23 protein-coding genes and 1 tRNA gene are annotated in these 20,681 nt (G+C 55.5%); 21 read left to right on the top strand and 3 right to left on the bottom strand.

Annotation, left to right across the window (positions count from 1 at the left end):
• The first annotated feature begins 27 nt into the window (after nt 1–27).
• The 7 genes from FZ041_RS08780 (at nt 28) to FZ041_RS08750 (ending at nt 6,971) form a co-directional block, all read left to right on the top strand.
• The gene (locus tag FZ041_RS08780; protein ID WP_075444425.1) at nt 28–978 is read left to right on the top strand and encodes a chemotaxis protein; all 951 of its coding nucleotides are present in this window, start codon (nt 28–30) and stop codon (nt 976–978) included.
• A 105-nt stretch (nt 979–1,083) separates the two neighbouring features.
• Nucleotides 1,084–2,127, top strand: a complete 1,044-nt coding sequence (locus FZ041_RS08775; RefSeq protein ID WP_149189297.1) for an ABC transporter substrate-binding protein — start codon at nt 1,084–1,086, stop codon at nt 2,125–2,127.
• Nucleotides 2,128–2,258: 131 nt separating this feature from the next.
• Nucleotides 2,259–3,590, top strand: coding sequence for a 30S ribosomal protein S12 methylthiotransferase RimO (gene rimO, locus FZ041_RS08770; protein ID WP_075444429.1), 1,332 nt, complete (start codon nt 2,259–2,261; stop codon nt 3,588–3,590).
• Nucleotides 3,591–3,601: 11 nt separating this feature from the next.
• Nucleotides 3,602–4,084 carry a CinA family protein gene (locus FZ041_RS08765; RefSeq protein ID WP_149189296.1) on the top strand — a complete coding sequence of 161 codons (483 nt, stop codon included), beginning with the start codon at nt 3,602–3,604 and terminating at the stop codon, nt 4,082–4,084.
• Between the two features lie 8 nt (nt 4,085–4,092).
• Complete coding sequence (locus FZ041_RS08760; protein ID WP_149189306.1) at nt 4,093–5,661, top strand: DEAD/DEAH box helicase; 1,569 nt, start codon at nt 4,093–4,095, stop codon at nt 5,659–5,661.
• 31 nt (nt 5,662–5,692) lie between these two features.
• Complete coding sequence (locus FZ041_RS08755) at nt 5,693–6,334, top strand: hypothetical protein (protein ID WP_143092159.1); 642 nt, start codon at nt 5,693–5,695, stop codon at nt 6,332–6,334.
• Nucleotides 6,335–6,413: 79 nt separating this feature from the next.
• Nucleotides 6,414–6,971 (top strand): hypothetical protein, encoded by a 558-nt coding sequence (locus FZ041_RS08750; RefSeq protein ID WP_149189295.1) that lies wholly within the window; start codon nt 6,414–6,416, stop codon nt 6,969–6,971.
• A 104-nt stretch (nt 6,972–7,075) separates the two neighbouring features.
• On the opposite strand, the gene FZ041_RS08745 is transcribed toward FZ041_RS08750, so the two are convergent.
• Nucleotides 7,076–7,151 (bottom strand) — tRNA-Gln (locus FZ041_RS08745).
• Between the two features lie 83 nt (nt 7,152–7,234).
• Nucleotides 7,235–8,755, bottom strand: coding sequence for a DUF4127 family protein (locus FZ041_RS08740; protein ID WP_255449320.1), 1,521 nt, complete (start codon nt 8,753–8,755; stop codon nt 7,235–7,237).
• Between FZ041_RS08740 and FZ041_RS14820 the strand changes: the two genes are divergently transcribed.
• The 4 genes from FZ041_RS14820 (at nt 8,699) to FZ041_RS08725 (ending at nt 10,714) form a co-directional block, all read left to right on the top strand.
• Nucleotides 8,699–8,992 carry a hypothetical protein gene (locus FZ041_RS14820; protein WP_255449321.1) on the top strand — a complete coding sequence of 98 codons (294 nt, stop codon included), beginning with the start codon at nt 8,699–8,701 and terminating at the stop codon, nt 8,990–8,992. The genes FZ041_RS08740 and FZ041_RS14820 overlap by 57 nt on opposite strands.
• Before the next feature lie 66 nt (nt 8,993–9,058).
• Entirely contained in the window at nt 9,059–9,634 is a 576-nt protein-coding gene (rsmD, locus tag FZ041_RS08735) for a 16S rRNA (guanine(966)-N(2))-methyltransferase RsmD (RefSeq protein WP_075444437.1), read from the top strand.
• Nucleotides 9,631–10,119, top strand: a complete 489-nt coding sequence (gene coaD, locus FZ041_RS08730; RefSeq protein ID WP_075444439.1) for a pantetheine-phosphate adenylyltransferase — start codon at nt 9,631–9,633, stop codon at nt 10,117–10,119. The genes rsmD and coaD overlap by 4 nt, the downstream gene beginning before the upstream one ends.
• Nucleotides 10,120–10,126: 7 nt before the next feature.
• Nucleotides 10,127–10,714 carry an ATPase gene (locus FZ041_RS08725; protein ID WP_075444441.1) on the top strand — a complete coding sequence of 196 codons (588 nt, stop codon included), beginning with the start codon at nt 10,127–10,129 and terminating at the stop codon, nt 10,712–10,714.
• Nucleotides 10,715–10,781: 67 nt separating this feature from the next.
• Here FZ041_RS08725 and FZ041_RS08720 read toward each other — a convergent pair whose 3' ends face one another.
• Complete coding sequence (locus FZ041_RS08720) at nt 10,782–12,257, bottom strand: AcpB/EbpR/MafR family transcriptional regulator (RefSeq protein ID WP_149189294.1); 1,476 nt, start codon at nt 12,255–12,257, stop codon at nt 10,782–10,784.
• A 175-nt stretch (nt 12,258–12,432) separates the two neighbouring features.
• Here FZ041_RS08720 and larA point away from each other — a divergent pair, with 175 nt between their 5' ends.
• The 10 genes from larA (at nt 12,433) to fabK (ending at nt 20,675) form a co-directional block, all read left to right on the top strand.
• Nucleotides 12,433–13,704: a nickel-dependent lactate racemase gene (gene larA, locus FZ041_RS08715; RefSeq protein ID WP_149189293.1), complete on the top strand. Its 1,272-nt coding sequence runs from the start codon at nt 12,433–12,435 to the stop codon at nt 13,702–13,704.
• Between the two features lie 42 nt (nt 13,705–13,746).
• Nucleotides 13,747–14,469, top strand: coding sequence for a D/L-lactic acid transporter LarD (gene larD, locus FZ041_RS08710; protein WP_075444447.1), 723 nt, complete (start codon nt 13,747–13,749; stop codon nt 14,467–14,469).
• A 107-nt stretch (nt 14,470–14,576) separates the two neighbouring features.
• Nucleotides 14,577–15,335: a nickel pincer cofactor biosynthesis protein LarB gene (gene larB / locus FZ041_RS08705; RefSeq protein ID WP_075444449.1), complete on the top strand. Its 759-nt coding sequence runs from the start codon at nt 14,577–14,579 to the stop codon at nt 15,333–15,335.
• A gap of 4 nt (nt 15,336–15,339) precedes the next feature.
• Nucleotides 15,340–16,569 carry a nickel pincer cofactor biosynthesis protein LarC gene (gene larC, locus FZ041_RS08700; protein ID WP_149189292.1) on the top strand — a complete coding sequence of 410 codons (1,230 nt, stop codon included), beginning with the start codon at nt 15,340–15,342 and terminating at the stop codon, nt 16,567–16,569.
• Nucleotides 16,570–16,658: 89 nt separating this feature from the next.
• A complete protein-coding gene (locus FZ041_RS08695) occupies nt 16,659–17,120 on the top strand; it encodes an RpiB/LacA/LacB family sugar-phosphate isomerase (protein ID WP_075444453.1) in 462 nt (153 codons plus the stop codon).
• A gap of 78 nt (nt 17,121–17,198) precedes the next feature.
• Nucleotides 17,199–17,702 carry a YceD family protein gene (locus tag FZ041_RS08690; RefSeq protein ID WP_075444455.1) on the top strand — a complete coding sequence of 168 codons (504 nt, stop codon included), beginning with the start codon at nt 17,199–17,201 and terminating at the stop codon, nt 17,700–17,702.
• Between the two features lie 42 nt (nt 17,703–17,744).
• Nucleotides 17,745–17,924, top strand: a complete 180-nt coding sequence (gene rpmF / locus FZ041_RS08685) for a 50S ribosomal protein L32 (protein WP_033170368.1) — start codon at nt 17,745–17,747, stop codon at nt 17,922–17,924.
• A gap of 154 nt (nt 17,925–18,078) precedes the next feature.
• Complete coding sequence (gene fapR, locus FZ041_RS08680) at nt 18,079–18,657, top strand: transcription factor FapR (RefSeq protein WP_075444457.1); 579 nt, start codon at nt 18,079–18,081, stop codon at nt 18,655–18,657.
• Entirely contained in the window at nt 18,654–19,682 is a 1,029-nt protein-coding gene (gene plsX / locus FZ041_RS08675) for a phosphate acyltransferase PlsX (RefSeq protein WP_149189291.1), read from the top strand. Before fapR ends, plsX begins: the two co-directional genes overlap by 4 nt.
• Nucleotides 19,683–19,727: 45 nt before the next feature.
• On the top strand, nt 19,728–20,675 hold the full coding sequence (fabK, locus tag FZ041_RS08670; RefSeq protein ID WP_149189290.1) for an enoyl-[acyl-carrier-protein] reductase FabK: 948 nt from the start codon (nt 19,728–19,730) through the stop codon (nt 20,673–20,675).
• The last annotated feature ends 6 nt before the right edge of the window (nt 20,676–20,681 follow it).

Below are 20,681 nucleotides of genomic sequence, written 5' to 3'. Positions count from 1 at the left end.
ACGAATCCGAGTATGGGGGCGAATTGAATGGCAGCAGAAACGAGTGGAGATAAAAAAGGGATCCTGCTTGAGACAGGCACGAATGAGTTTGAGATTGTTGAGTTCAGCATTGGCCATGTGAATTATGGTATCAATGTAGCGAAGGTTCGCGAAGTCATCACGCGCACGCCGGTGACGACTATGCCGCAGGCGCATCCGTATATCGATGGACTGTTCACGCTGCGTGGCAAGGCGATTCCGTTGGTCAACCTGCCGCGCTGCCTGAATGTGCAGACGGGGACGGAGCCGAAGAACATCATTGTAACGGAAATCAATAATTACAATATCGGCTTCTTGGTTGAGAATGTTTCGCGTATCCATCGTATTTCCTGGAAGGATATGGAGCCGGCGCCGGAGGTCGGTGACCAGTCGCGAGTAGTCGGCATCGTCAAGATGAAGGACCGCATCGTGCTCTTGCTTGACTTTGAGACGATCATTGCGGAGATCAATCCGGAAATCAATGCGAAGCTGACCACCTATGAAGAGGCAACTGAGGACGTAAAGGTCAAGCGCTCCAATGTGCATGTTGTTGTGGCAGAGGATTCGCCGATGTTGCGCGACCTTCTGGTCACGACGCTGCATGAGTCGGGGTATCGCTTTGTCCGCGACTTCGGCAATGGCCAGGATGCCTGGGATTATCTGCGGGGCCTGGCTGAACGTGAGGGCAAGATCGAGGATCATGTCGGCGTCATCGTATCCGATGTCGAGATGCCGAAGATGGATGGACATCGACTGCTGAAGCTGGTCCGTGAAGACGAGCGTCTGCAGAGTGTGCCGCTCGTACTCTTCTCGTCGCTGATCAGTGACGAGATGCGTCTCAAGGGCGAGCAGCTCGGTGCATCGGGACAGATTGCGAAGCCGGAGATCAACCAGCTTATCGGTCTGCTCGATAACCTCATCTTCGGGACGCCGCTCCATAAAGACCATCCGGATGCATAAGCCAGCTGGAAACAAGAGATTCTGTGGGACTGCCGCTGAGTTGCGGCGGTCCTTTTCTTATGATAGAATGGTACTGATTAGTATTAAGTGGGAGAGGTATCATCCATGAGAAGGTATACATCTCTTCTGTTGACGTCGTTCCTGCTCCTCTTAGTCGTGGTAGCAGGGTCTGCGTATCTGGCCGGAGCTGGCCATGATGAGCAGCAGCGGCCAAGACAGGAGATCACTGTCTATACGACGCTGCCAGCTGAGCATGTGACCATCCTGACGGCGGCGTATGAGAAGCAGCATGGTGTGCGTGTGAACTTTGTGCCGCTGCCAGCTGAGAAGCTCTTGAACCGTTTGCAGGAGCAGGCGTACAGCGGCAAGGATGGCGAGGCCGCCATGGTGCTGGCTGACCGCGAGACACTGGCGAAGGCTGCGGCTGCTGGCTATCTGGTACCGTATCTGTCCGAGGCTGGCGATCAGGTCCAGGAAGATTTCCGTGAGGAAAACGGCTACTGGGTAGGCGTTTGGTACGATCCGATCGTCTTCTGTGTCAACAAGGATTATCTGAAGACGCAGGCGCATATCCCCGATACTTGGCAGGATCTGGCCAAGCAGAAGAAGGTGCGCATCGGCGTTACGGATTTTTTGGCGGCTGACGCCTCCGCGAACCTGCTCATCAGCATGATCGCGCAGTTCGGCGATGCGGCTGCCTATGACATCTGGCGGCAGCTTCATCCCAAGGTCGTGCAATATGCACGGTATCTGTCCACCCCGGTCCGCCAGGCGGGGATGGGCGAAGTGGATATTGCCGTGGGCGTGGAGAGTGAGACGATCCGCTACATGCAGGACGGCTATCCGCTGCAGGTCGTATATCCAGCCGATGGCACGGCAGCAATCGTGACGGGAACCGGCATGGCGTACCGGGCTGAGCCGAAGGCCCAGCGGGCCGCCAAGGAGTTCGCGGACTGGCTGCTGGGGGATGATGCGCAGCTGGCATTGCAGGAGCGGAGCTTCTATTTCGTGCCGACTAATCCGGGAACGCTGGCTTACAAGATGTTTGCTGGCAAGAATCTGGTGCTGTTCAATCAGCCAGCCAGTTACACGGCACAGCAGAAGCATGATTTTCTTGACCGGTGGGTCAAAGAAGTCCGCTTCAAATAACAGGGATTTGTGATATGAGGGGACAGAGGATACCGCCTGCTGTTGCAGGTTGTATCCTCTGTATCTTCTTGTAACCATTTGCTTTGTGCAGCATGGCAGGAGAGTTTTCCGATTCATATAGGAGGTTTAAAGTGAAAGCAGGTTTTATCAGTCTTGGCTGTTCCAAGAATCTTGTCGATACGGAGGTCATGCTTGGTGAGCTTACAGCGCATGGCATCGAGATAACGCCGGAGCCGGCAGAGGCCGACATCCTCATCGTCAATACGTGTGCTTTTATCCAGTCCGCCAAGGAGGAGTCCATCACGACTGTCCTCAACATGGCGGACTACAAGGAGACGGGGCGCTGTCGCAGCCTGATCGTTGCTGGCTGCCTGGGGCAGCGCTACAAGCAGGAGCTGCTGGATGAGCTGCCAGAGGCCGATGCCATCCTTGGCACCGGCGCCTGGGGCCGTATCATGGAGGCCGTCGAGGAGACGCTCAAGGGCCATCGTGTCGTCATTGCTGGTGAGGATGATACGCTCTATGATGAGAAGACGCCGCGCATCACGACGACGCCGGATTACACGGCGTATGTCAAGATTGCCGAGGGCTGCGACAACCGCTGCGCGTTCTGCGCCATCCCGCAGATCCGTGGCCGTTTCCGCAGCCGCCGCATGGAGGATATCTGTGCGGAAATCGAGCGCCTGACCGAAAAGGGCGTGCGTGAGGTCGTGCTGATCGCGCAGGACAGCACGCTCTACGGCAAGGACATCTATGGCAAGCCGGTGCTGGCTGAGCTTCTGCGGAATATCTGCAAGGTGCCGAAACTCAAATGGGTGCGTACGCTCTACTGCTATCCGAAGTTCTTCACCGACGAACTCATCGATGTCTATGCCAATGAGCCCAAGGTCTGCAAATATGTAGACCTGCCGTTGCAGCATGCGGATAACGATGTGCTGCGTTCGATGCACCGCCCCGATACCCGTGAGGATATGGTGGCACTTCTGGATAAGCTGCGTGCGCGGATTCCGGGGGTCACGATCCGTTCGACGTTCATTGTCGGCTTCCCTGGCGAGACCGATGCGCAGTATCAGACGCTGCGCAAGTTCCTGGAGGAACAGCGGCTCGATCGTGTCGGCGTATTCACGTATTCGCGTGAGGAAGATACGGCCGCCTATGACATGCCCAACCAGGTTTCTGAGGAAGTCATGCAGGAGCGCTATCATGATCTCATGAGCCTGCAGAGCAAGATTTCGGAGGAGGTCAATCAGTCCTTTGAAGGCAAGGAGCTGGAGGTGCTGGTCGAGGGCCGTGATGAGGAGCAGCCGAATATCTGCGTGGGCCGCTCGTACCGCGAGGCACCGGAGGTCGATGGACAGGTCTATGTCGAGAACGATACGGACAGCAAGCCGGGCGACATCATCAAGGTCAGGGTCCTGCAGGGCTTCACGTATGATGTAGTCGGCGAGAAGCTGGCAGACTGACGAGGCGGATCATGAAGAGCATGGAAGAGGTTGTAGGAGATCTGCTGGCCAGCCAGCATAAGACTATCGCTTGTGCTGAGTCGTGCACCGGGGGGCTGCTGACGAGCCGGCTGACCGATATCCCGGGAAGCTCGGCCTATGTCATGGGCTCTGTGGTCTGCTATACGAATAAGGTCAAGGAGCAGCTGGCTGGTGTGCAGCCGGAGACGATTGCTGCCTATACGGAGGTGTCAGCCGAAACTGCCGGCGAGATGGCGCAGGGCATCCGCCAGCGCATCGGTACCGACATCGGTGTAGGCATCACGGGGCTGGCTGGTCCTGGCGGTGGCAGCAATGGCCAGCCGGTGGGGCTGGTGTACATCGCTGTGGCTGGCGCACGGGGCACAACGATCCGCGAGCACCACTTCCGTGGCGACCGCAAGGAAATCAAACAGAAAAGTGCAGAGACAGCTCTGCAGATGATACACGATTATCTATCAGGAGGAACTTTTTGAAACACGAAATGAAAAAATTTGGCGAGATCGATTTGAGCCGCAAGATCCTGCAGGCCGTGACAGAGATGGGCTTTGAGGAGCCGTCGCCTATCCAGGCGCAGACGATTCCGTTGGCCCTGGAGGGCCATGATGTCATCGGCCAGGCACAGACCGGTACGGGCAAGACAGCAGCCTTTGGCATCCCGACGGTGGAAAAGACTGCCGAGAAGTCGCGCCATATCCAGGCGCTGGTGCTGACGCCGACCCGTGAGCTGGCTATCCAGACAGCCGAGGAACTCAACAAAATCGGCAAGTTCAAGCGCGTGCGTACGCTGCCGGTCTACGGCGGCCAGTCGATTGAGCGCCAGATCCGGGCACTGGGACGTGGGGTGCAGATCATCGTCGGCACGCCGGGACGTCTGCTCGATCATCTGCATCGCGGGACGATCAAGCTCGAGCATGTACAGACGCTGGTGCTTGATGAGGCTGATGAGATGCTCGATATGGGCTTCATCGACGATATTGAAAGCATCCTGGAGATGATACCGGCTGAGCGCCAGACTTTGCTGTTCTCGGCCACGATGCCAGCGCCCATCGAAAAGCTCTCGCTGCGCTATATGGATCATCCACAGCGCGTGACGATCACGCGGGAGAATCTGACTGTGCCGCTCATCGATCAGGTATACTATGAGACGCGCCAGAAATTCGAAGGCCTTTGCCGTGTGCTCGATGTCGAAGAGACTGGCAAGCTCATCATTTTCTGCCGGACGAAGCGTGCTGTCGATGACCTTTCTGCGTCTCTCGATGCGCGTGGCTATTCGGCGGGCGGCCTGCATGGCGATCTGTCGCAGATCCAGCGCGACCGTGTGATGAAGAAATTCCGTGAGGGGCGCATCGATGTGCTGATTGCGACCGATGTAGCGGCGCGCGGCATCGATATCGATGATATCACGCATGTCATCAACTATGATATCCCGCAGGATCATGAGTCCTATGTCCACCGCATCGGCCGCACGGGCCGTGCGGGCCGTACGGGTGTAGCGATGACGTTCATCGAGCCGAAGGAGTATCGCCAGCTGCGCCTCATCATGAAGCTGGCACATACGAAGATCCAGCGTCGCGAGCTGCCGACGGCTTCGGATATCCTCGAGCGGCAGAAGGACCTCGTCCAGGAGCGGCTGATCAAGACTCTGCAGCAGAATCATTACGACGATTACCATACCATCATTTCGGATGTGGTTGCGGAGGGCTTCGATCTTGTCGATATCGCTGCTGCAGCTCTCAAGCTCTCCCTTGAAGGCTACCAAGAGGAGCCGAAGAGTGCAACCGACAGCTTCGGGGATACGGGCGGTGCACCGGGCATGGTGCGCCTGTTCCTCAACATCGGCCGCAATCAAAAGATACGTCCGTCCGACATTGTCCGGGCGATTGCCGGTGAGGCAGATATCCCAGGCGATACGATCGGCGTCATCAATATCTATGACCGGTTCACCTTTGTGGAAGTACCAGAGGATGTGGCGGAGCGTGTCATGAATATCATGCACCGCAATACGGTCAAGGGTTATAAGGTTAATGTAGAGCCAGCACGCAAGCGCTGAAGCTCGGTTGATTAGGAAAGAAGGTATCCTGATGAATTGGAACAAGAACATGGCAATGGGCGTTATGGCGGCAATCCTGCTTGGAAGTGCTGCTCCGGCAACGGTTTTCGCAGCTGAGCCGGCTCCGGCAGCTGAGACGGCTCAGGCGCAGCCGGCAAAGCTTGGCTATACTTACACGAGCAAGGAGTATGGTTTTACCATCCAGTGCCCGCAGCGTCCGAATGTTATCCCCGCTAGCCTGCTTTATGAGGGCAAGAAAGGCGAAGTGCTTGTCTTTGACAACGATGGGTACAACATCAAGAATGCCTGGGTTGTCCTGATGGATGCCTTTGATGGGAAGAAGACGCCGGACTTCAACAAGATCAACGAAGAAGAGGCCAAGAAATATCTCAATGACCTGATGAACAGCAATGGTTATGAAGGCATCATGCTGGTGAATCTCAGCGCGACGAACAAGGCGGTCTATGCGGTAACGGCAAAAGAGATCGAGGTCGATACCAATGGGGATGGCAAGTTCGATGCCAAGGCCACGGCTGACACGCAGATGGCAGTGACCTTTTTCCGTGGGGCGAAGGGTGGCTGCTATTCGCTGCAGCTGATCGATAATCCTGTGCTGCGTGACAGTGCCATCAAGCTGTTCCAACAGGGTGTGGCAAGTTTCCAGGAGAAATAAAGCAGGATTTTCCTGTGTGGTGCAGAATTACATATAATGATATGTGATTGCAGCTAAGAATACATTGGGGGATTGCGGGATGAAGCGTAGCAAGAAACAAGGGGTGGCCTTGGCGGCTGCCGCTTTGCTGATGGTGCAGAGCATGGGGATTGCCAATGCCGGAATGGGCGAGGTAGATTATAGCGGGTTGCCGGGCAGGAATGCAAGGTTGCATTGGGATGCCGTCGGAACGGCACCGAAAGCTGATGCTGAGGCCGGTAAGGTAGCAGCCACGCAGGAACCGAAGGCTGTGCCTATCATCATCACGGCCGCAGACATTGATGCGCAGAAGAAGGCAGGGAAAAAATCTCCGGCAGAAGTCCAGCCGGCAGTATTGCCGCAGCCTCCTGTTGCTCCGCCTGCGCCAGCTGTCCAGCCGCAGCCGGCTCCGGTTGTGGCTCCGGCAAAAGCGGCGCTGCCCGCAGGAAATGTCGTGGAACTGCCGCCAATCCAGGCGGTGGAGGTCAAGCTGCCAGCTGTGGCAAGACCAGCCGCGGCAAAGCCTGTGGTGGAGCTTCCGCCTATCGAGAAGGTGCCTGCGGCAACGGCCAGCAAGGCACAGACGGTAGAGCTGCCGCCAATCCAGCCAGTAAAATAGACGAAAAGACGCGCAACCAGCGAAGGAGCTGGCTGCGCGTCTTTTGTTTGGCAACGACACAACAAAAAAACCGCTATCCTAACAGATAGCGGTGAAATATGCAATGGCAGGGGTAGCTGGACTCGAACCAACGCATGCGGGATTCAGAGACCCGTGCCTTACCAACTTGGCGATACCCCTGTAAGGTTTCTGACTCAGTGAGCCATCGACATTTATATATTATATAGAGATGGTAGGGAGATGTCAAGAACTTTTTTTGCTAATCATTTAATTTTTCCGGTTGGGAGCATGGCAAAATAGGGAGTGGCCTGCAGCCAGATCTCGAAGGTGCGCGGCCAGGGATAGCTGAGGTCGACGGTCATGTCTTGCAGCAGTAGGGAGAACTGGCCATAGGGCGAGTGGAAGGTCACAGGCTGGCGGAAGGCGCGGGTATTCTTGTAGGCTGCCAGATGATCTTTCATGGCACGCTGCAGCATGCGGTTGGCCCAGCGATGGTTGTGTTCAAGGTCGAGGTCGGCGGTGTTGGTGTAGCCGGCCTTCTGGAGCTCCAGGTTGATGAGGTCGATGTCCTCTTTCAGATAGAAGTAATCTTCGAGCAGCCGATCCTGCAGGAAGGTGATATTGGCAGCTGTCAGGCCAATCGTTTCCTCAAGGCTGGCAGCCTGCTGGCGGGAAACCTCGTAAAGGCTGGCCTGAGCCAGCGCGGTGCCGATACTGTTGCTCGTAGTGTTCCAGCCAGCATAGGCGATAAGCGTATTCACGGGATAATCGCTATTGAGCAGCAAAGGCAGGACGGTTTCCTGGGCCGTGAAATGCTTGCTGAGGTCGACGAGGGCGACGGGTTGGTTGTTTTCGCGCGCCGTTTGCAGATACGCTGCCGTCTGCTGGCGGCTGGCTAAGTCATCTTCATCGCTATTGCAGGTGGAGACAAGCAGTGTGAAATCGGCCTCACCGGGGGTGTCACTTTCCTGGCCGCCTAGCAGGGCAATCTTTTCGCGGACAGTCTCCGCGGTGTTGATCGCCATATAGGGCATGACGCGGTCCGGTGTGGCTGGCGAGTTGTAGTGCACGAAGATGCGCGGGCGGAAGCCTGCCTGCCGGTTTTTGATGGTGGTCAGCAGCGAGAGGGCGATCTCATCGGCGCCATGGGTCAAAAAGACTTTGTCCGCCGGAAGGTTTTGGTGGGCGATGTATTTCTTCAGCTCGTTCTTTTCGATGTTGGGGATGCTGAAGGGCTCGCCGTCGTCCTGTCCGAGGACGAGCTGGGCCAGGACACCTTCGTGTACCAGCCGGATCAGCGCTTCGTTGAGCTGCTTGTTCTCGGCAAAGTGCGCAAGGTAGCGCGTCATGCTTTCGGCGGGAATAGCCTGTTCAAGGCGGGAAAGCTCCTGCTCGTCGATGGGCAGGCCTTCTGCTTGCCGGCCTTTCAGCCGCGAGTAGGCCAACAGGTCTTTGCGTTCCTGATAGCCGTCGATGGTGTCTTGGGGCGTCTGGCGCGGCAGGATGCTGAAGGCGTAGAGGGGGATGTCGGGATGAGCAGTGTGGAGTCCGCGCAGGTATTGGAGCAGGCTATTGATTTCCGCGGGGGAGGCTTCCTTCTCACGGGCGGCCAGCAGCCCGCCGTAGAGCAGCTGGTCGATGGACAGGATGGCGGCCTGGCTGTTGCCGAGGTTCTGGCTGAGCCATTGCCGCATGCCTTGCGTATCCCCGGGCTGTGAGTAATAGTCTTGTATGCTGGTGGGCGGTGCTTCGACGCGTGTGCCAGCGATGCGTCCTGCATCAATGACGAACTGGCGGCACGGGGGGCGTCCGTCGAGCGGGACGAGCAGTACCGTATCGGCCAGCGGCCGTTCAGGCGTGAGCGGTACTGCTGGCCGGGCAGGGCGCAGCATATGCCAGAGCCCGAGCATGAGGACGAGGATGATGAGCGGAATGATATAGTGATGACGTTGTTTCACGGTAAACTCCTATACAGTAAAGATTCTTTGCATATTATACCATACGGGCAGTTCACTATTTGAATAAAATATGGTAAAATGAATTTGTTTACTGTGAGGTAAATAACAGCACAGGATGGAGTGGATGATATGAGAATCATCACGGGGACAGCCCGGGGATGCCGATTGAAGACACCGAAAGGGCAGGACACGCGGCCCACAGCTGACCGCATCAAAGAGTCGCTGTTCAATATCCTGGGGCAGAAAGTACTGGATCGCAAGGTGCTGGATATTTTTGCCGGTACGGGCAATCTGGGCTTGGAAGCGTTGTCGCGTGGGGCGAAAAGTGGTATGCTCGTGGATAAGGCCACGGCTCAGCTCATGCAGGAAAACGCACGGTTGACACGGCTGCAGGACAAGGTTACGGTGCGCGGCGGCGATGTTTTTGCCGAGCTCGGCCAGCTGGACCGCAGCCAGCCAGATTTCGATCTGATTTTCTGCGATCCGCCCTACCACAAGGGGCTCTGGGAGCGGGCACTCAAGCAGATCGACCAGTCAGCGGGCATTATGGCACGCAATGGTATCCTGGTCGTCGAGCATGGTGCTGATGAGAATGATATTCCCGAGCTTGAGCACTTGATAGCAGTCATGAACCGGCGGTATGGACATACCACGCAGCTGACTTTTTTCCAGTGGCGGGCGTATGTCGAGGAGGTGGAGCTGTGACGCGGGCAGTGTGTTCCGGCAGTTTCGACCCGGTGACCAACGGTCATGTTGACGTCTTCGAGCGGGCCAGCAGGATGTTTGATGAGCTGATCATCTGTGTGTTCCAGAATGCCAGCAAAAAGGGATTCTTGCCGGTGGAGCAGCGGGTGGATCTGCTGCGTCAGGCGGTCAGCCATTTGGAGAACGTGCAGGTCATGTCATTCGCGGGGCTCATAACCGAGTTCATGCGCGCGCATGATGCACAGGTCATCGTCCGTGGCATCCGGTCGGTGAAAGACTTGGAATATGAAGAGAATGAAGCGTATATGATCCGTCATATCGCGCCAGAGATTGATACAGTGTTTCTGCTGACGCGGCCGGATTACTCCTATGTGAGTTCATCCGGTGTCCGGGAACTGTTCCGGTTCCATGGCAGTGTCCATGGGCTGGTTCCGGACTGCGTGGAGCAGGCGATGATAGAATTAGAGCAGAGAGAAAGGAAGTAAGCGGTATATGTCAGTACGCGATACCTTGGATAAACTCGAGAATATGGTGGTGGGAGCTTCGCATTTCCCGTTTACGGAGAAGACCCTGATCAATGATAATGAACTCATCCATTATGTAGATGAGCTGCGTAATGATCTGCCCAAAGAGCTCAACCGGGCCGATGAGATCATGCGCAATCGCGAGCAGATCCTGGAGGATGCACGCAAGGAGGCCGAGCAGATCAAGCGGGAGGCCAAGGAATATGCAGAGCGCATCACGGACGATAATGAGATCGTCCAGCAGGCCAAGGAAAAGGCCAAGACCATCCTGCAGCAGACGCAGCAGCAGGAGCGTGAGATCATGGAGCGCACGCAGCAGAATGCTACGCAGCTGCAGAATGATGCGGATGCTTATGCCAACCAGGTGTTTGAGCAGCTGATCGCCCATGTGACAGGAACCTTCCAGGGGGTACGCCAGGCTGAACAGGGCTTGCAGCAGGCACTCAATGTCCTGCAGCAGGCAAAGACGCAGATGAACCAGCAGGCTGCACGCCAGGCACAGCAGGCCGCTGCCGTGACGGCAGCACAGCTGGCCGAGCAGCAGGAAAACGAATAAGACAATATAAAAGGAAAGCAGCCTTGTCCAGTGGACAAGGCTGCTTTCCTTTTATATTGTCCCTGCTTCAGCAGGATTGTGCCTGCCTGGTACGTAGCCGGGTCAAAAGCTCCTGCAACAGCTCCCATTCGCGGGGATTGAAGGCCGTGTGGATGGACAGGGAAAGATGTCCGGGGGGCTGGATGGGGGCTGGCAGATTGGTGATCAGCAGGTCATAGTCGACATGCGTAGAGACGAATTGCAGATGGAAGTCATCGCGGAACCGGGAGATGATTTCCTGCTTGATCTTTTCTTCATAGATCGGGCCATAGTCGGTCAGCAGGGCGAGATGGATGACCGGCTCGGCTGCTGCAAGGTCAAAGTATTGGCTGCAAAGCAGGATGTAATGGGGAAGCAGATAACAGGTATCGGTGAAGCAGCGACCACAGGGATGGGGCGCGAGGGCTTCGTAGAGCTTCTGCATGTGGCGGGCGAAGCGGGGATATGTCGTCTGGTATGTCTTGAGGAAAGGATAGCGCTCCAGCAGGTCGGAACTGCCGCTCAGCAATGCGCCGTGGAAGTGCAGGCGGTGCAGCTTCTGGCGGAAGCTCGGGGCCCCCATGCCGATCCAGCTCGGGAAATAGCGGGCAAAGACGGCCATGAAGTGATCGGTGGCTGTGAGGGGCAGGCAGTCGAAGCCACGGGCATCGCGGGCGGCTGCAAACAGGCGTTGCTGCACATTGGCGCCAAAGGGGAAGGCATGCAGCAGATAGAAGACAAATTGGCATTCTGCGGTCAGGATGGGAAGGCGGAAGCGCTGGAAGAATCGCTCGATGGCGGGAAGGCCGGCGTGATACGCTTCATTGTCGAGGCCGAGCTCAGCGGGCAGAGGCGAAGACAGGCTATGGCGCAGGCTCATGCGGTGGACAATGATGGCGAGCCAATAGGAGAAGTGCTTGCGGTCGCTGATGGACATCGGAAAGTCGAGCGCGCCGAGGATATCTTCGATGGCATTCATGATGCGCTGGCGCGAGATATCAGGAAATGGCCAATCGTAGCCGCGGTAGATCTGCAGGTAGAAGTTATTGAAGAAATAGCGGAGCTGCATCTCATCGCCGGAAAGTTTCATATCGGCGGCATCAAGGGTCAGGGAGAAGGCTGCCACAGCATCACGCATCGGGGCAAGCGCACGGTACAGTGAAGCCTGGCTCAGATAGTGGGTCAGGCAGAATGACGTGGTCGTATCCACGGTTTCGAGGAACATGGCATGGAAAAAGGAATAGGTCAGCGACTCCTGGGCAAACTGTGTGTAGACCACATGGATGTTGAGCCAGGGAGCCCGGCTCAGACGGATGCCGAGGGCAGTATTGCGCTCGATGACAAAAGCCTGAGGGAAACGCTCCTCAAGATGCATCGTGAGGCTTTGCAGGTATTTATGGATGGTTCGCTCTGAGAGCTGGAGACCGGCTGCGAGTTCCTGGCAGGAAAAGCAACGGTCATCAGAATCGAGCAGGCTAAGCAGCGCGTATTCTTTTTGCAGGGATTTGTCGAGAATGGGGAGCAATGGATATCCTTCTTTCTGGCTTCGTTTTGTTTCGCAGTTTTTGCCGTATTTGACGGCAGGATTTGATGCAATAAGCTGGTGTGTTTATGTTACGCTATATGCGTCTTGTGGAAGGCGATATTGTTATGGTTTATTGTACTGGAAATAGGAGGATTTGGAAAGAGAGGTTTTTGACATGAAGTTTTCTTTACCTTATGACAAGGGAACTATGGCTGCTGAGGTGGCTGATGAGAATCTGCTGGCTGTACTGGAATCCAAGGCGGCAGGCTATAAGGCAGACAAGGGGCAGCAGGAGCTGGTCGAGGCGTCACTGGATAATCCTATCGGCTCACCGCGCCTGGAGGAACTGGTGAAGGGCAAGAAGAACATCACCATCATCAGCTCAGATCACACGCGGCCGGTACCCTCGCATATCACGATGCCAATCTTGCTGCGCCGCATCCGTTCGGCGGAACCGGAGGCAAATATCAGCATCCTGGTAGCGACGGGCTTCCATCGTCCGTCAACGCATGAGGAACTGGTGGCCAAATACGGCGAAGAGATCGTCAACAAGGAGAACATCGTCATGCATGTTTCGACGGATGATGCTTCGATGGTCAAGATCGGCACGCTGCCAAGCGGCGGCGAATGCATCGTGAACCGTACTGCGGTCGAGGCAGACCTGCTGATTGCTGAGGGGTTCATCGAATCGCATTTCTTTGCTGGTTTCTCGGGCGGCCGCAAAGCGGTACTGCCGGGGGTGGCCTCATACAAGACCATCATGGCCAATCATTGCGGCGAATTCATCAATTCGCACCATGCGCGCACTGGCAATCTGCTCGACAACCCGATCCATCGTGATATGGTCTATGCGGCTCGTACTGCCGGCCTGAAGTTCATCCTCAATGTCGTGCTCAATGAGGACAAAGAAATCATCGGCTCCTTTGCTGGTGAGCTGGAACGCGCCCATGAGAAGGGCTGCGAGTTTGTCGCAGATCTGGCGCATGTGCCGCAGGTGCAGGCGGATATCACGGTGTCGACCAATGGCGGCTATCCGCTCGACCAAAACATCTACCAGGCAGTCAAAGGTATGACGGCAGCCGAGGCGGCCAACAAAGAAGGAGGCACTATCATCATGGTGGCTGGCTGCGCGGATGGTCATGGCGGCGAGGGCTTCTATCACAATCTAGCAGATGCCAAAACACCGCAGGAGTTCCTGCAGAAGGCAATCAATACGCCGCGCCTGGAGACAATCCCGGATCAGTGGACGTCGCAGATTTTGGCGAGAATCCTTGCCCATCATCGCGTCATCATGGTATCAGATCTGGTTGAGCCGCAGCTCATCACCGATATGCATATGGAGCTGGCCAAGAGTTTTGACGAAGCCCTGCAGAAAGCCTATGGCTATGAGGGCCGCGATGCGAAGGTGGCTGTCGTGCCCGATGGCTTGGCAGTCATCGTCGGCTGAGGAATAAAGGAATAAGAGAAGAAAGATAGGAGAACGAATTCAATGGAACATCAATTGTTGGCAGAGTTCATGGGCACCGCCCTGATGATCATCTTTGGTATCGGCGTGCACTGTGATGATACGCTGGTGAACACGAAATACAATGGCACGGGGCACATCTTTGCGATAACGACCTGGTCGTTTGGCATCACGGTATCCCTGTATCTGTTTGGCGATGTCTGCATCAACCCGGCCATGGTGGTGGCGCAGGCTGTGCTGGGGAATATTTCCTGGGGGATGGTGCTGCCGATCTCGCTGGCAGAGCTTGCCGGCGGCTTCTTCGGCGCGGCAATCATGTGGTTCTGCTATGCGGACCATTTCAAGGCTTCGGTGGGCAAGATCGATCCGGTGCGGATCCGCAATATCTTTTCCACGACGCCGGGCATCCGCAATCTGCCACGCAATTTCTTCTGCGAGTTTTTTGCGACGTTTGTCTTCATTTCGGGCATCTTGGGCATCCTGCGTGCCTGCCAGGGCCCTGCTGCCATGCTGGCACCGATAGCCATCGGCCTGCTGGTCTGGGCCATCGGCATGGGCATGGGCGGTACTACGGGATTTGCTATGAACCTTGCCCGCGACATGGGCCCGCGTCTGGCGCATGCCGTGCTGCCGATCGAGAACAAGGCGGACAACGATTGGCAATACGGCATCCTGGTGCCGGGCATTGCTCCGTTCTTTGGTGCTGCGGCAGCAGCAATCTTCATGCGCGGATTCTTCAACATCTGATCGATCGGCGCAAGCCTTCCCTGCGGGGAAGGTTTTTTCGTTAAGAGGAATTTTTCCTTTCAGCGCGAATACATTAAATTGGTTGGATATAGAATTGAGGTGGCCAGATGACTGAGGAGGAGATCGCGCGCCTGTTGCGCGAGTATAAAGAGGGGAATGTCGCTGAGGCGGAAGCTGTGAAGGCAATCGCAGAGGCGCCCTTCGAAGAGATGCGGTTCGCAGAAGTGGATCATCATCGCGAATTGCGGCAGGGAATGCCCGAGGTGATCTATGCGGCTGGCAAGACGCCTGAGCAGGTGCGGGATATTTTTTATTCGTTATATACGCACAGCAAGGGGAATCTGCTGGCTACCCGGGCCGATCGGTCGCATTACGAGAGGGTACAGGAAAAAGTACCTGCCGCCGTATACGACGAGACAGCGCGGCTCATTTACCTTGACCGTGATACACGCATCACGCGTGATGCGGCCCACAAAATCCTCATCCTGACGGCTGGGACCAGCGATATTCCCGTGGCGGAAGAGGCTCGGCTGACGGCCTATCTGTTCGGCAACTGCGTGGAGACCTGCTATGACTGCGGGGTGGCCGGCATACACCGGTTGTTTGCCCATCTGCCAGCGATAAAGGCGGCGAATGTCATCGTGGTCATTGCAGGCATGGAGGGGGCGCTGGCAAGCGTGGTCGGCGGGCTTACCGATAAACCCGTGATTGCCGTGCCGACAAGTGTAGGCTATGGGGCGTCATTCCATGGGGTGGCAGCGCTGCTGTCGATGCTCAACAGCTGTGCCATGGGCGTATCTGTCGTGAATATTGATAATGGCTTTGGGGCGGGAGCTCTGGCCAGCAAGATAAATAAATTGAGGTGAAACGATGCGGGCGATATATTTGGATTGCTTTGCCGGAATCAGCGGCAACATGTTTTTAGGCGCTTTGCTGCAGGCTGGTGTGCCAGTGGCTGTACTGGAAAAGGAATTGGCGAAGCTGCCGCTGCAGGATGAATTCCAGCTGGAAGTCTCTTCGGTCGTGAAGAATGGCATCCATGCAGAGTTCGTGGAGGTAAAGCTGCGGCAGGCGCAGCCTGGACATCATCAGGAGCATCATCATGGACATCATCATGCGCACCAGCATGTGCATCGGACGATGCGTGATATCCGTGGGATGCTGGAGCAGTCCTCCCTGGCAATGCCTGTCAAGCAGCAGGCCCTGTCTATCTTCACGGAAATCGCCAAGGCTGAAGGCAAGGTGCATGGCAAGCCGGCAGATGAGGTGGCCTTCCATGAAGTGGGAGCCGTCGATTCCATCGTGGATATCGTCGGGGCGGCAATCTGCCTGGATTACTTAGGCATAGAGCGCGTCTTTGCTTCGAAGCTGACGCTGGGCAGTGGGTTCGTTTCCTGTGCCCATGGGCTCATGCCGATCCCCGCACCGGCAGTTGCGGAACTCTTGCTGGGCTGGCCGTCTGAGCAGGGCTCGGAGAAGAAGGAGCTGGTGACTCCGACTGGTGCAGGCATCGTCAAGACCTTGGGGGTGTACAGTGAGGGAATCCCGCAGGGGTTCACGGCAGAATGCATCGGCTATGGTGCGGGCAGCCACGAGCTGGAGATCCCGAATGTCCTGCGGGTTTATCTGGGGGAGTATCAGGGGGCGGCCAGCGGACCGTTGACAATCCTTGAAGCCAATATCGACGATATGAATCCCCAGATCTATGGCTACCTGTTTGATAAATTATTGGCAGCTGGTGCACTGGATGTCTGGACGACGCCGATCTTCATGAAGAAGAACCGGCCAGCGCAGAAGCTGTCGGTGCTCGTCGATGAAGCGGCGAAGCCTGGATGCGTGAACCTCATCTTTTCGGAGACGACCAGCATCGGCCTGCGCGTCATGCCTGTCGCCAAACGCTTGGAGGCGTCGCGCCACACCGCGAAGGTCGAGACAAAGTATGGCGTGGTGGACTGCAAAGTAAGCGCCTGGGATGGCAAGCTCTGCAGCCTGTCGCCGGAGTATGAAGACTGCCGCCGGCTGGCTGAGGAGAAGTCCGTACCGCTCAAGGTGGTGCAGCAGGAGGCAATAGAGGCATTCAAGGAGCGGCTGGGGGAATGAGCACAGCTTGCTGGCTGCCCTGTTGACAAATAGGAAGCCGCTCGTTAAAATCAAAGTATTATTTAATGATGGAAACGGGAGGTTTTTTCATGAAAATAGCAATGGCAAACGATCACGCAGGCACGAGCCTGAAAAATGAGATCAAAGCCTATCTGGAGAGCGAAGGCCATGAGGTCAAGGATTTCGGCACGTATGATGCAGAGTCCTGCGACCTGTCGGATTTTGTCTATCCGGCGGCAATGGCGGTAGCCAAAGGAGAGTGTGAGCGTGGCATATTTGTCGATGGCGTTGGTTACGGAAGCGCGATGATTGCCAACAAGTTAAACGGCATTTATGCCGTAGTCTGCCAGGATCCGTTCTGTGCCCAGCTGGCTCGTCAGCATAACGACAGCAATGTCCTGTGCCTGGGCGGCAAGATCATCGGCGGTGCCATCGCGATGGAGACGGTCAAGACCTGGATGCATACGGACCCGCTGACGGCGGAGAAATATGTGCGCCGCGTCCAGAAGGTCAAGGAAATCAACGACAAACATTGCGTGCCAGTGAAGTGAATACCGCGCTGGCCGGTAAAGGAGATTTTCTTGACAAACGAAATGACGGTCGCTATAATGGATTGAGGTTGATGCTGAATGATGAATGTTAATATTGCTGAATTGAAAACCGATTTAGGCAGGGAGCTTCCCTTTTCCTTTACAACGACTGCCGCGGAACTTGATGCCGTAAGCGATGATTACCAGTTCGAGGGGCCAATCAAGGTCACAGGAACGGTGGTCTATACGGGATCGTGCTGGCGTGTGGCCGGAAAGATTGAGGATGTGAAGACCTTTGTCTGTGGTCGGTGCCTGGCTGAATGCCGTGAGGATCAGGTCCATGATTTTTCAGAGGATTTCAGCCGGGAGGCAGCGGAAACAGAAGACTTAGTCAATGTGTTTGAGGGAGATATGCTGGATATCCAGGATATGATCCGGGATACCCTGCTTGCGGCCCAGCCGCTCAGTAATATCTGCAAGCCCGACTGCAAAGGGCTTTGTCCGGTGTGCGGGCAGAATCTGAATGAGGGCGATTGCGGCTGTGATCGTTTCGTTCCAGATCCGCGCATGGCAGCATTACAGCAATTATTGAAAAAGGACTGAGTTCCCCGTAGGAACACAAAGGCTTAAGGAGGTGTATCCGACATGGCAGTACCAAAGCGTAAAACTTCCAAGGCTCGTCGCGATCAGCGCCGTGCTAACTGGAAATTAGAGGCTCCGGGTTTCGTTTCTTGCCCGCAGTGCCACGAGCCGAAGATGCCTCATCATGTATGCCCGGAATGCGGCTACTATGATGGCAAAGAGGTTGTCAAGGCAGCAGAGTAATAGAAGCTGTATAAGCAGGACGAGTGTTGTCCTGCTTATTTTATTGTTTTCAGACAACTGACCCTTGCATTTTTAGTACATACCATTTATAATAGACCATTATATGAGACTGTAGTAGCAGGTACTAAAGATTGAAGCGAAGGGAGGTGTTCGAATGGCAAGGGTGAAGAAGAAGGAGCGGCAGGAGATGTTGCTGGCACAGGTACGGGAGAAGCCGTTCCTGACCGATGAGGAGTTGGCCAAGAACCTGGAGGTCAGCGTCCAGACGATTCGCCTTGACCGTTTGGAGCTTGGCATACCCGAGCTTCGGGGACGCATCCGCAATATGGCGGAAAAGGCGCAGAACAAGGTCAAATCCATCCAAAGCGGTGAGGTCGTCGGCGAACTTATCGATCTGGAGCTGGGGCGTTCGGGCATTTCCTTGCTCCGCATAACGGAAGATATGGTTTTTGCCAAGACGCAGATCGCCAAGGGACACTACATGTTCTCGCAGGCTGACTCACTGGCAATCGCAATCATTGATGCGCCGATGGCTGTCACCGGTGTGGCCAATGTCAAGTACAAGGTACCGGTTCATGTGGGCGAGAAGCTTATCGCTAAGGCTGAAGTGGTGAAAGTCAGAGGCAATAAATTCTTTGTATGGGTGAAGACCCATAATGAAACCCAGGAAGTTTTCCGTGCGAAGTTTATCGTAGTTTCGTGGGGAGATAAGTTAGGGGGTAAAACTTCGTGAAGATTGCAGTTGACGCAATGGGCGGTGACTATGCACCGGAACAGATCGTGTTCGGTGCCGTCCGTGCGGCAAAGAAATATAAATGTGAGATTGTGCTGGTCGGCGATGAGCCGCGTATCCGGGAAGTACTCAGCCGCGAGACAGGCTGGGAGAAACTCGGCATAACGATTCATCATACGACAGAGGTCATCGGTATGGACGAACATCCAGCAGATGCGGTCCGTACCAAGAAGGATTCTTCTGTCGTAGTAGCGACGCAGCTCGTGAAGGAAGGAAAATGTGATGCAGTGCTGTCTGCCGGCAGTACTGGCGCAGCGGTCACGGCTGCCCAGCTGATCCTCAAGCGCATTCGCGGCATTGGACGGCCGACAATCGCTACGCCGATGCCGACGTCGAAGGGCGTCACTTTGCTTCTGGATTCTGGCGCCAATGTGGATTCCAAGCCGGTGCATCTGATACAGAGCGGCCTGATGGGCTCTATCTATGCTGAGTATGTATTTGGCATCAAGAATCCGAGGGTCGGACTCCTCAATATCGGTGAGGAGGAGACGAAGGGCAATGAGCAGGCAAAGGAGACTTATGCCTTGCTTAAAGAGATGCATACCATCAATTTTGGTGGCAATGCGGAAGGGCGTGATGTCCCCAAGGGCAATTTCGATGTGGTAATTTGTGATGGATTTGTTGGCAATGTTGTGCTAAAATTTGCAGAGGGCCTGGCCAAGACCATCATGAAACTGATAAAAGAGGCCATCAAGGATGGCGGTATTTTGGCGAAGCTCGGTGCGTTGCTGCTGATGCCGACACTCAAGAAACTCGGCAAACGGCTGGATGCTTCGGAGTATGGAGGTGCACCGCTATTGGGGGTCAATGGTGTCTGCATCATCAGTCATGGTTCGTCAAATGCAAAGTCAATCTGCAGTGCAATCGGCGTGGCCAATGACTATGTCAACGGCAATGTCATGGAGCATATCCAGGAGGCTTTGAGTCAGGAAGAGGTCTTGACAAACGACAGCGAGAAGAAGTGAGGACATATCCTGCACCGCGAAATGGGCTAAGGAGGACTAATTTTAATGTTTGAGAATAATGAAATCTGTAAGTTGCTGAACATAAGGTACCCGATCCTGCAAGGTGGTATGGCCTGGATTGGTACGGCAGAGCTGGCTTCGGCTGTATCGAATGCCGGTGGCCTTGGCATCATCGGTGCTGGCCATATGCCGCCGGATATTCTGCGCGCGGAGATCCAGAAGTGCAAGGGCTGGACGGATAAGCCGTTCGGCGTCAACATCATGCTTATGAGCCCGTTTGTCAAAGAAGTCATGCAGGTGGTTATCGACGAGCGCGTTCCGGTCGTTACGACTGGTGCTGGCAATCCGGGCGAGTATGTTCCGGCCCTCAAGGAAATCGGCACGAAAGTAATTCCGGTCGTTGCTTCGGTAGCCTTGGCAAAACGATTGGTCCGTAGTGGTGCTGATGCGGTTATTGCCGAGGGCACGGAGTCCGGTGGCCATATCGGTGAGATCACGACGATGGCTCTGCTGCCGCAGGTTGTCGATGCTGTTGATGTACCGGTCATCGGTGCTGGTGGTATTGGTGATTCCCGCGGTATGACGGCAGCTTTTGCGCTGGGGGCCAAGGCTGTGCAGATGGGCTCGCGTTTTGTTATGAGTGAGGAATGCATCGCACATCCGGATTATAAGAAGATGGTATTGCATGCCAAGGATCGTTCGACGGTGGTTACGGGCCGCAAGCTCGGTCATCCGGCTCGTGTACTTGCCAACAAGCTCACGCGTAAATTTGAGGAGCTGGAGGCAGCTGGTGCATCTAACGAAGAACTGGAGCAGCTTGGCGTTGGTTCGCTGCATCGTGCCACCCATGAGGGCGATGTCCAGAATGGTTCCGTAATGATTGGCGAAATCTCTGGCATGCTTAACGATATCAAACCGGTAAAACAGATTATTGAAGACATCGTCGCTGGTCTGCCAGGTGTCATCGACACGATCCAGCAGGATTGCAAATAATTGGAG

Source organism: Pseudoselenomonas caprae (assembly GCF_008271345.1).
GTDB lineage: Bacteria > Bacillota > Negativicutes > Selenomonadales > Selenomonadaceae > Selenomonas_A > Selenomonas_A caprae.
The sequence above is the reverse complement of the archived record's forward strand: the minus strand, read 5'-3'. Positions and strand labels throughout refer to the sequence as shown.

Excerpts from the sequence above, each read along its gene's own strand:
- FZ041_RS08780 (WP_075444425.1), top strand. The coding sequence starts at position 28 with ATGGCAGCAGAAACGAGTGGAGATAAAAAAGGGATCCTGCTTGAGACA.
- FZ041_RS08775 (WP_149189297.1), top strand. The coding sequence starts at position 1,084 with ATGAGAAGGTATACATCTCTTCTGTTGACGTCGTTCCTGCTCCTCTTA.
- FZ041_RS08765 (WP_149189296.1), top strand. The coding sequence starts at position 3,602 with ATGAAGAGCATGGAAGAGGTTGTAGGAGATCTGCTGGCCAGCCAGCAT.
- FZ041_RS08760 (WP_149189306.1), top strand. The coding sequence starts at position 4,093 with ATGAAAAAATTTGGCGAGATCGATTTGAGCCGCAAGATCCTGCAGGCC.
- FZ041_RS08755 (WP_143092159.1), top strand. The coding sequence starts at position 5,693 with ATGAATTGGAACAAGAACATGGCAATGGGCGTTATGGCGGCAATCCTG.
- FZ041_RS08750 (WP_149189295.1), top strand. The coding sequence starts at position 6,414 with ATGAAGCGTAGCAAGAAACAAGGGGTGGCCTTGGCGGCTGCCGCTTTG.
- rsmD (WP_075444437.1), top strand. The coding sequence starts at position 9,059 with ATGAGAATCATCACGGGGACAGCCCGGGGATGCCGATTGAAGACACCG.
- FZ041_RS08725 (WP_075444441.1), top strand. The coding sequence starts at position 10,127 with ATGTCAGTACGCGATACCTTGGATAAACTCGAGAATATGGTGGTGGGA.
- larA (WP_149189293.1), top strand. The coding sequence starts at position 12,433 with ATGAAGTTTTCTTTACCTTATGACAAGGGAACTATGGCTGCTGAGGTG.
- larD (WP_075444447.1), top strand. The coding sequence starts at position 13,747 with ATGGAACATCAATTGTTGGCAGAGTTCATGGGCACCGCCCTGATGATC.
- larB (WP_075444449.1), top strand. The coding sequence starts at position 14,577 with ATGACTGAGGAGGAGATCGCGCGCCTGTTGCGCGAGTATAAAGAGGGG.
- larC (WP_149189292.1), top strand. The coding sequence starts at position 15,340 with ATGCGGGCGATATATTTGGATTGCTTTGCCGGAATCAGCGGCAACATG.
- FZ041_RS08695 (WP_075444453.1), top strand. The coding sequence starts at position 16,659 with ATGAAAATAGCAATGGCAAACGATCACGCAGGCACGAGCCTGAAAAAT.
- FZ041_RS08690 (WP_075444455.1), top strand. The coding sequence starts at position 17,199 with ATGATGAATGTTAATATTGCTGAATTGAAAACCGATTTAGGCAGGGAG.
- rpmF (WP_033170368.1), top strand. The coding sequence starts at position 17,745 with ATGGCAGTACCAAAGCGTAAAACTTCCAAGGCTCGTCGCGATCAGCGC.
- fapR (WP_075444457.1), top strand. The coding sequence starts at position 18,079 with ATGGCAAGGGTGAAGAAGAAGGAGCGGCAGGAGATGTTGCTGGCACAG.
- fabK (WP_149189290.1), top strand. The coding sequence starts at position 19,728 with ATGTTTGAGAATAATGAAATCTGTAAGTTGCTGAACATAAGGTACCCG.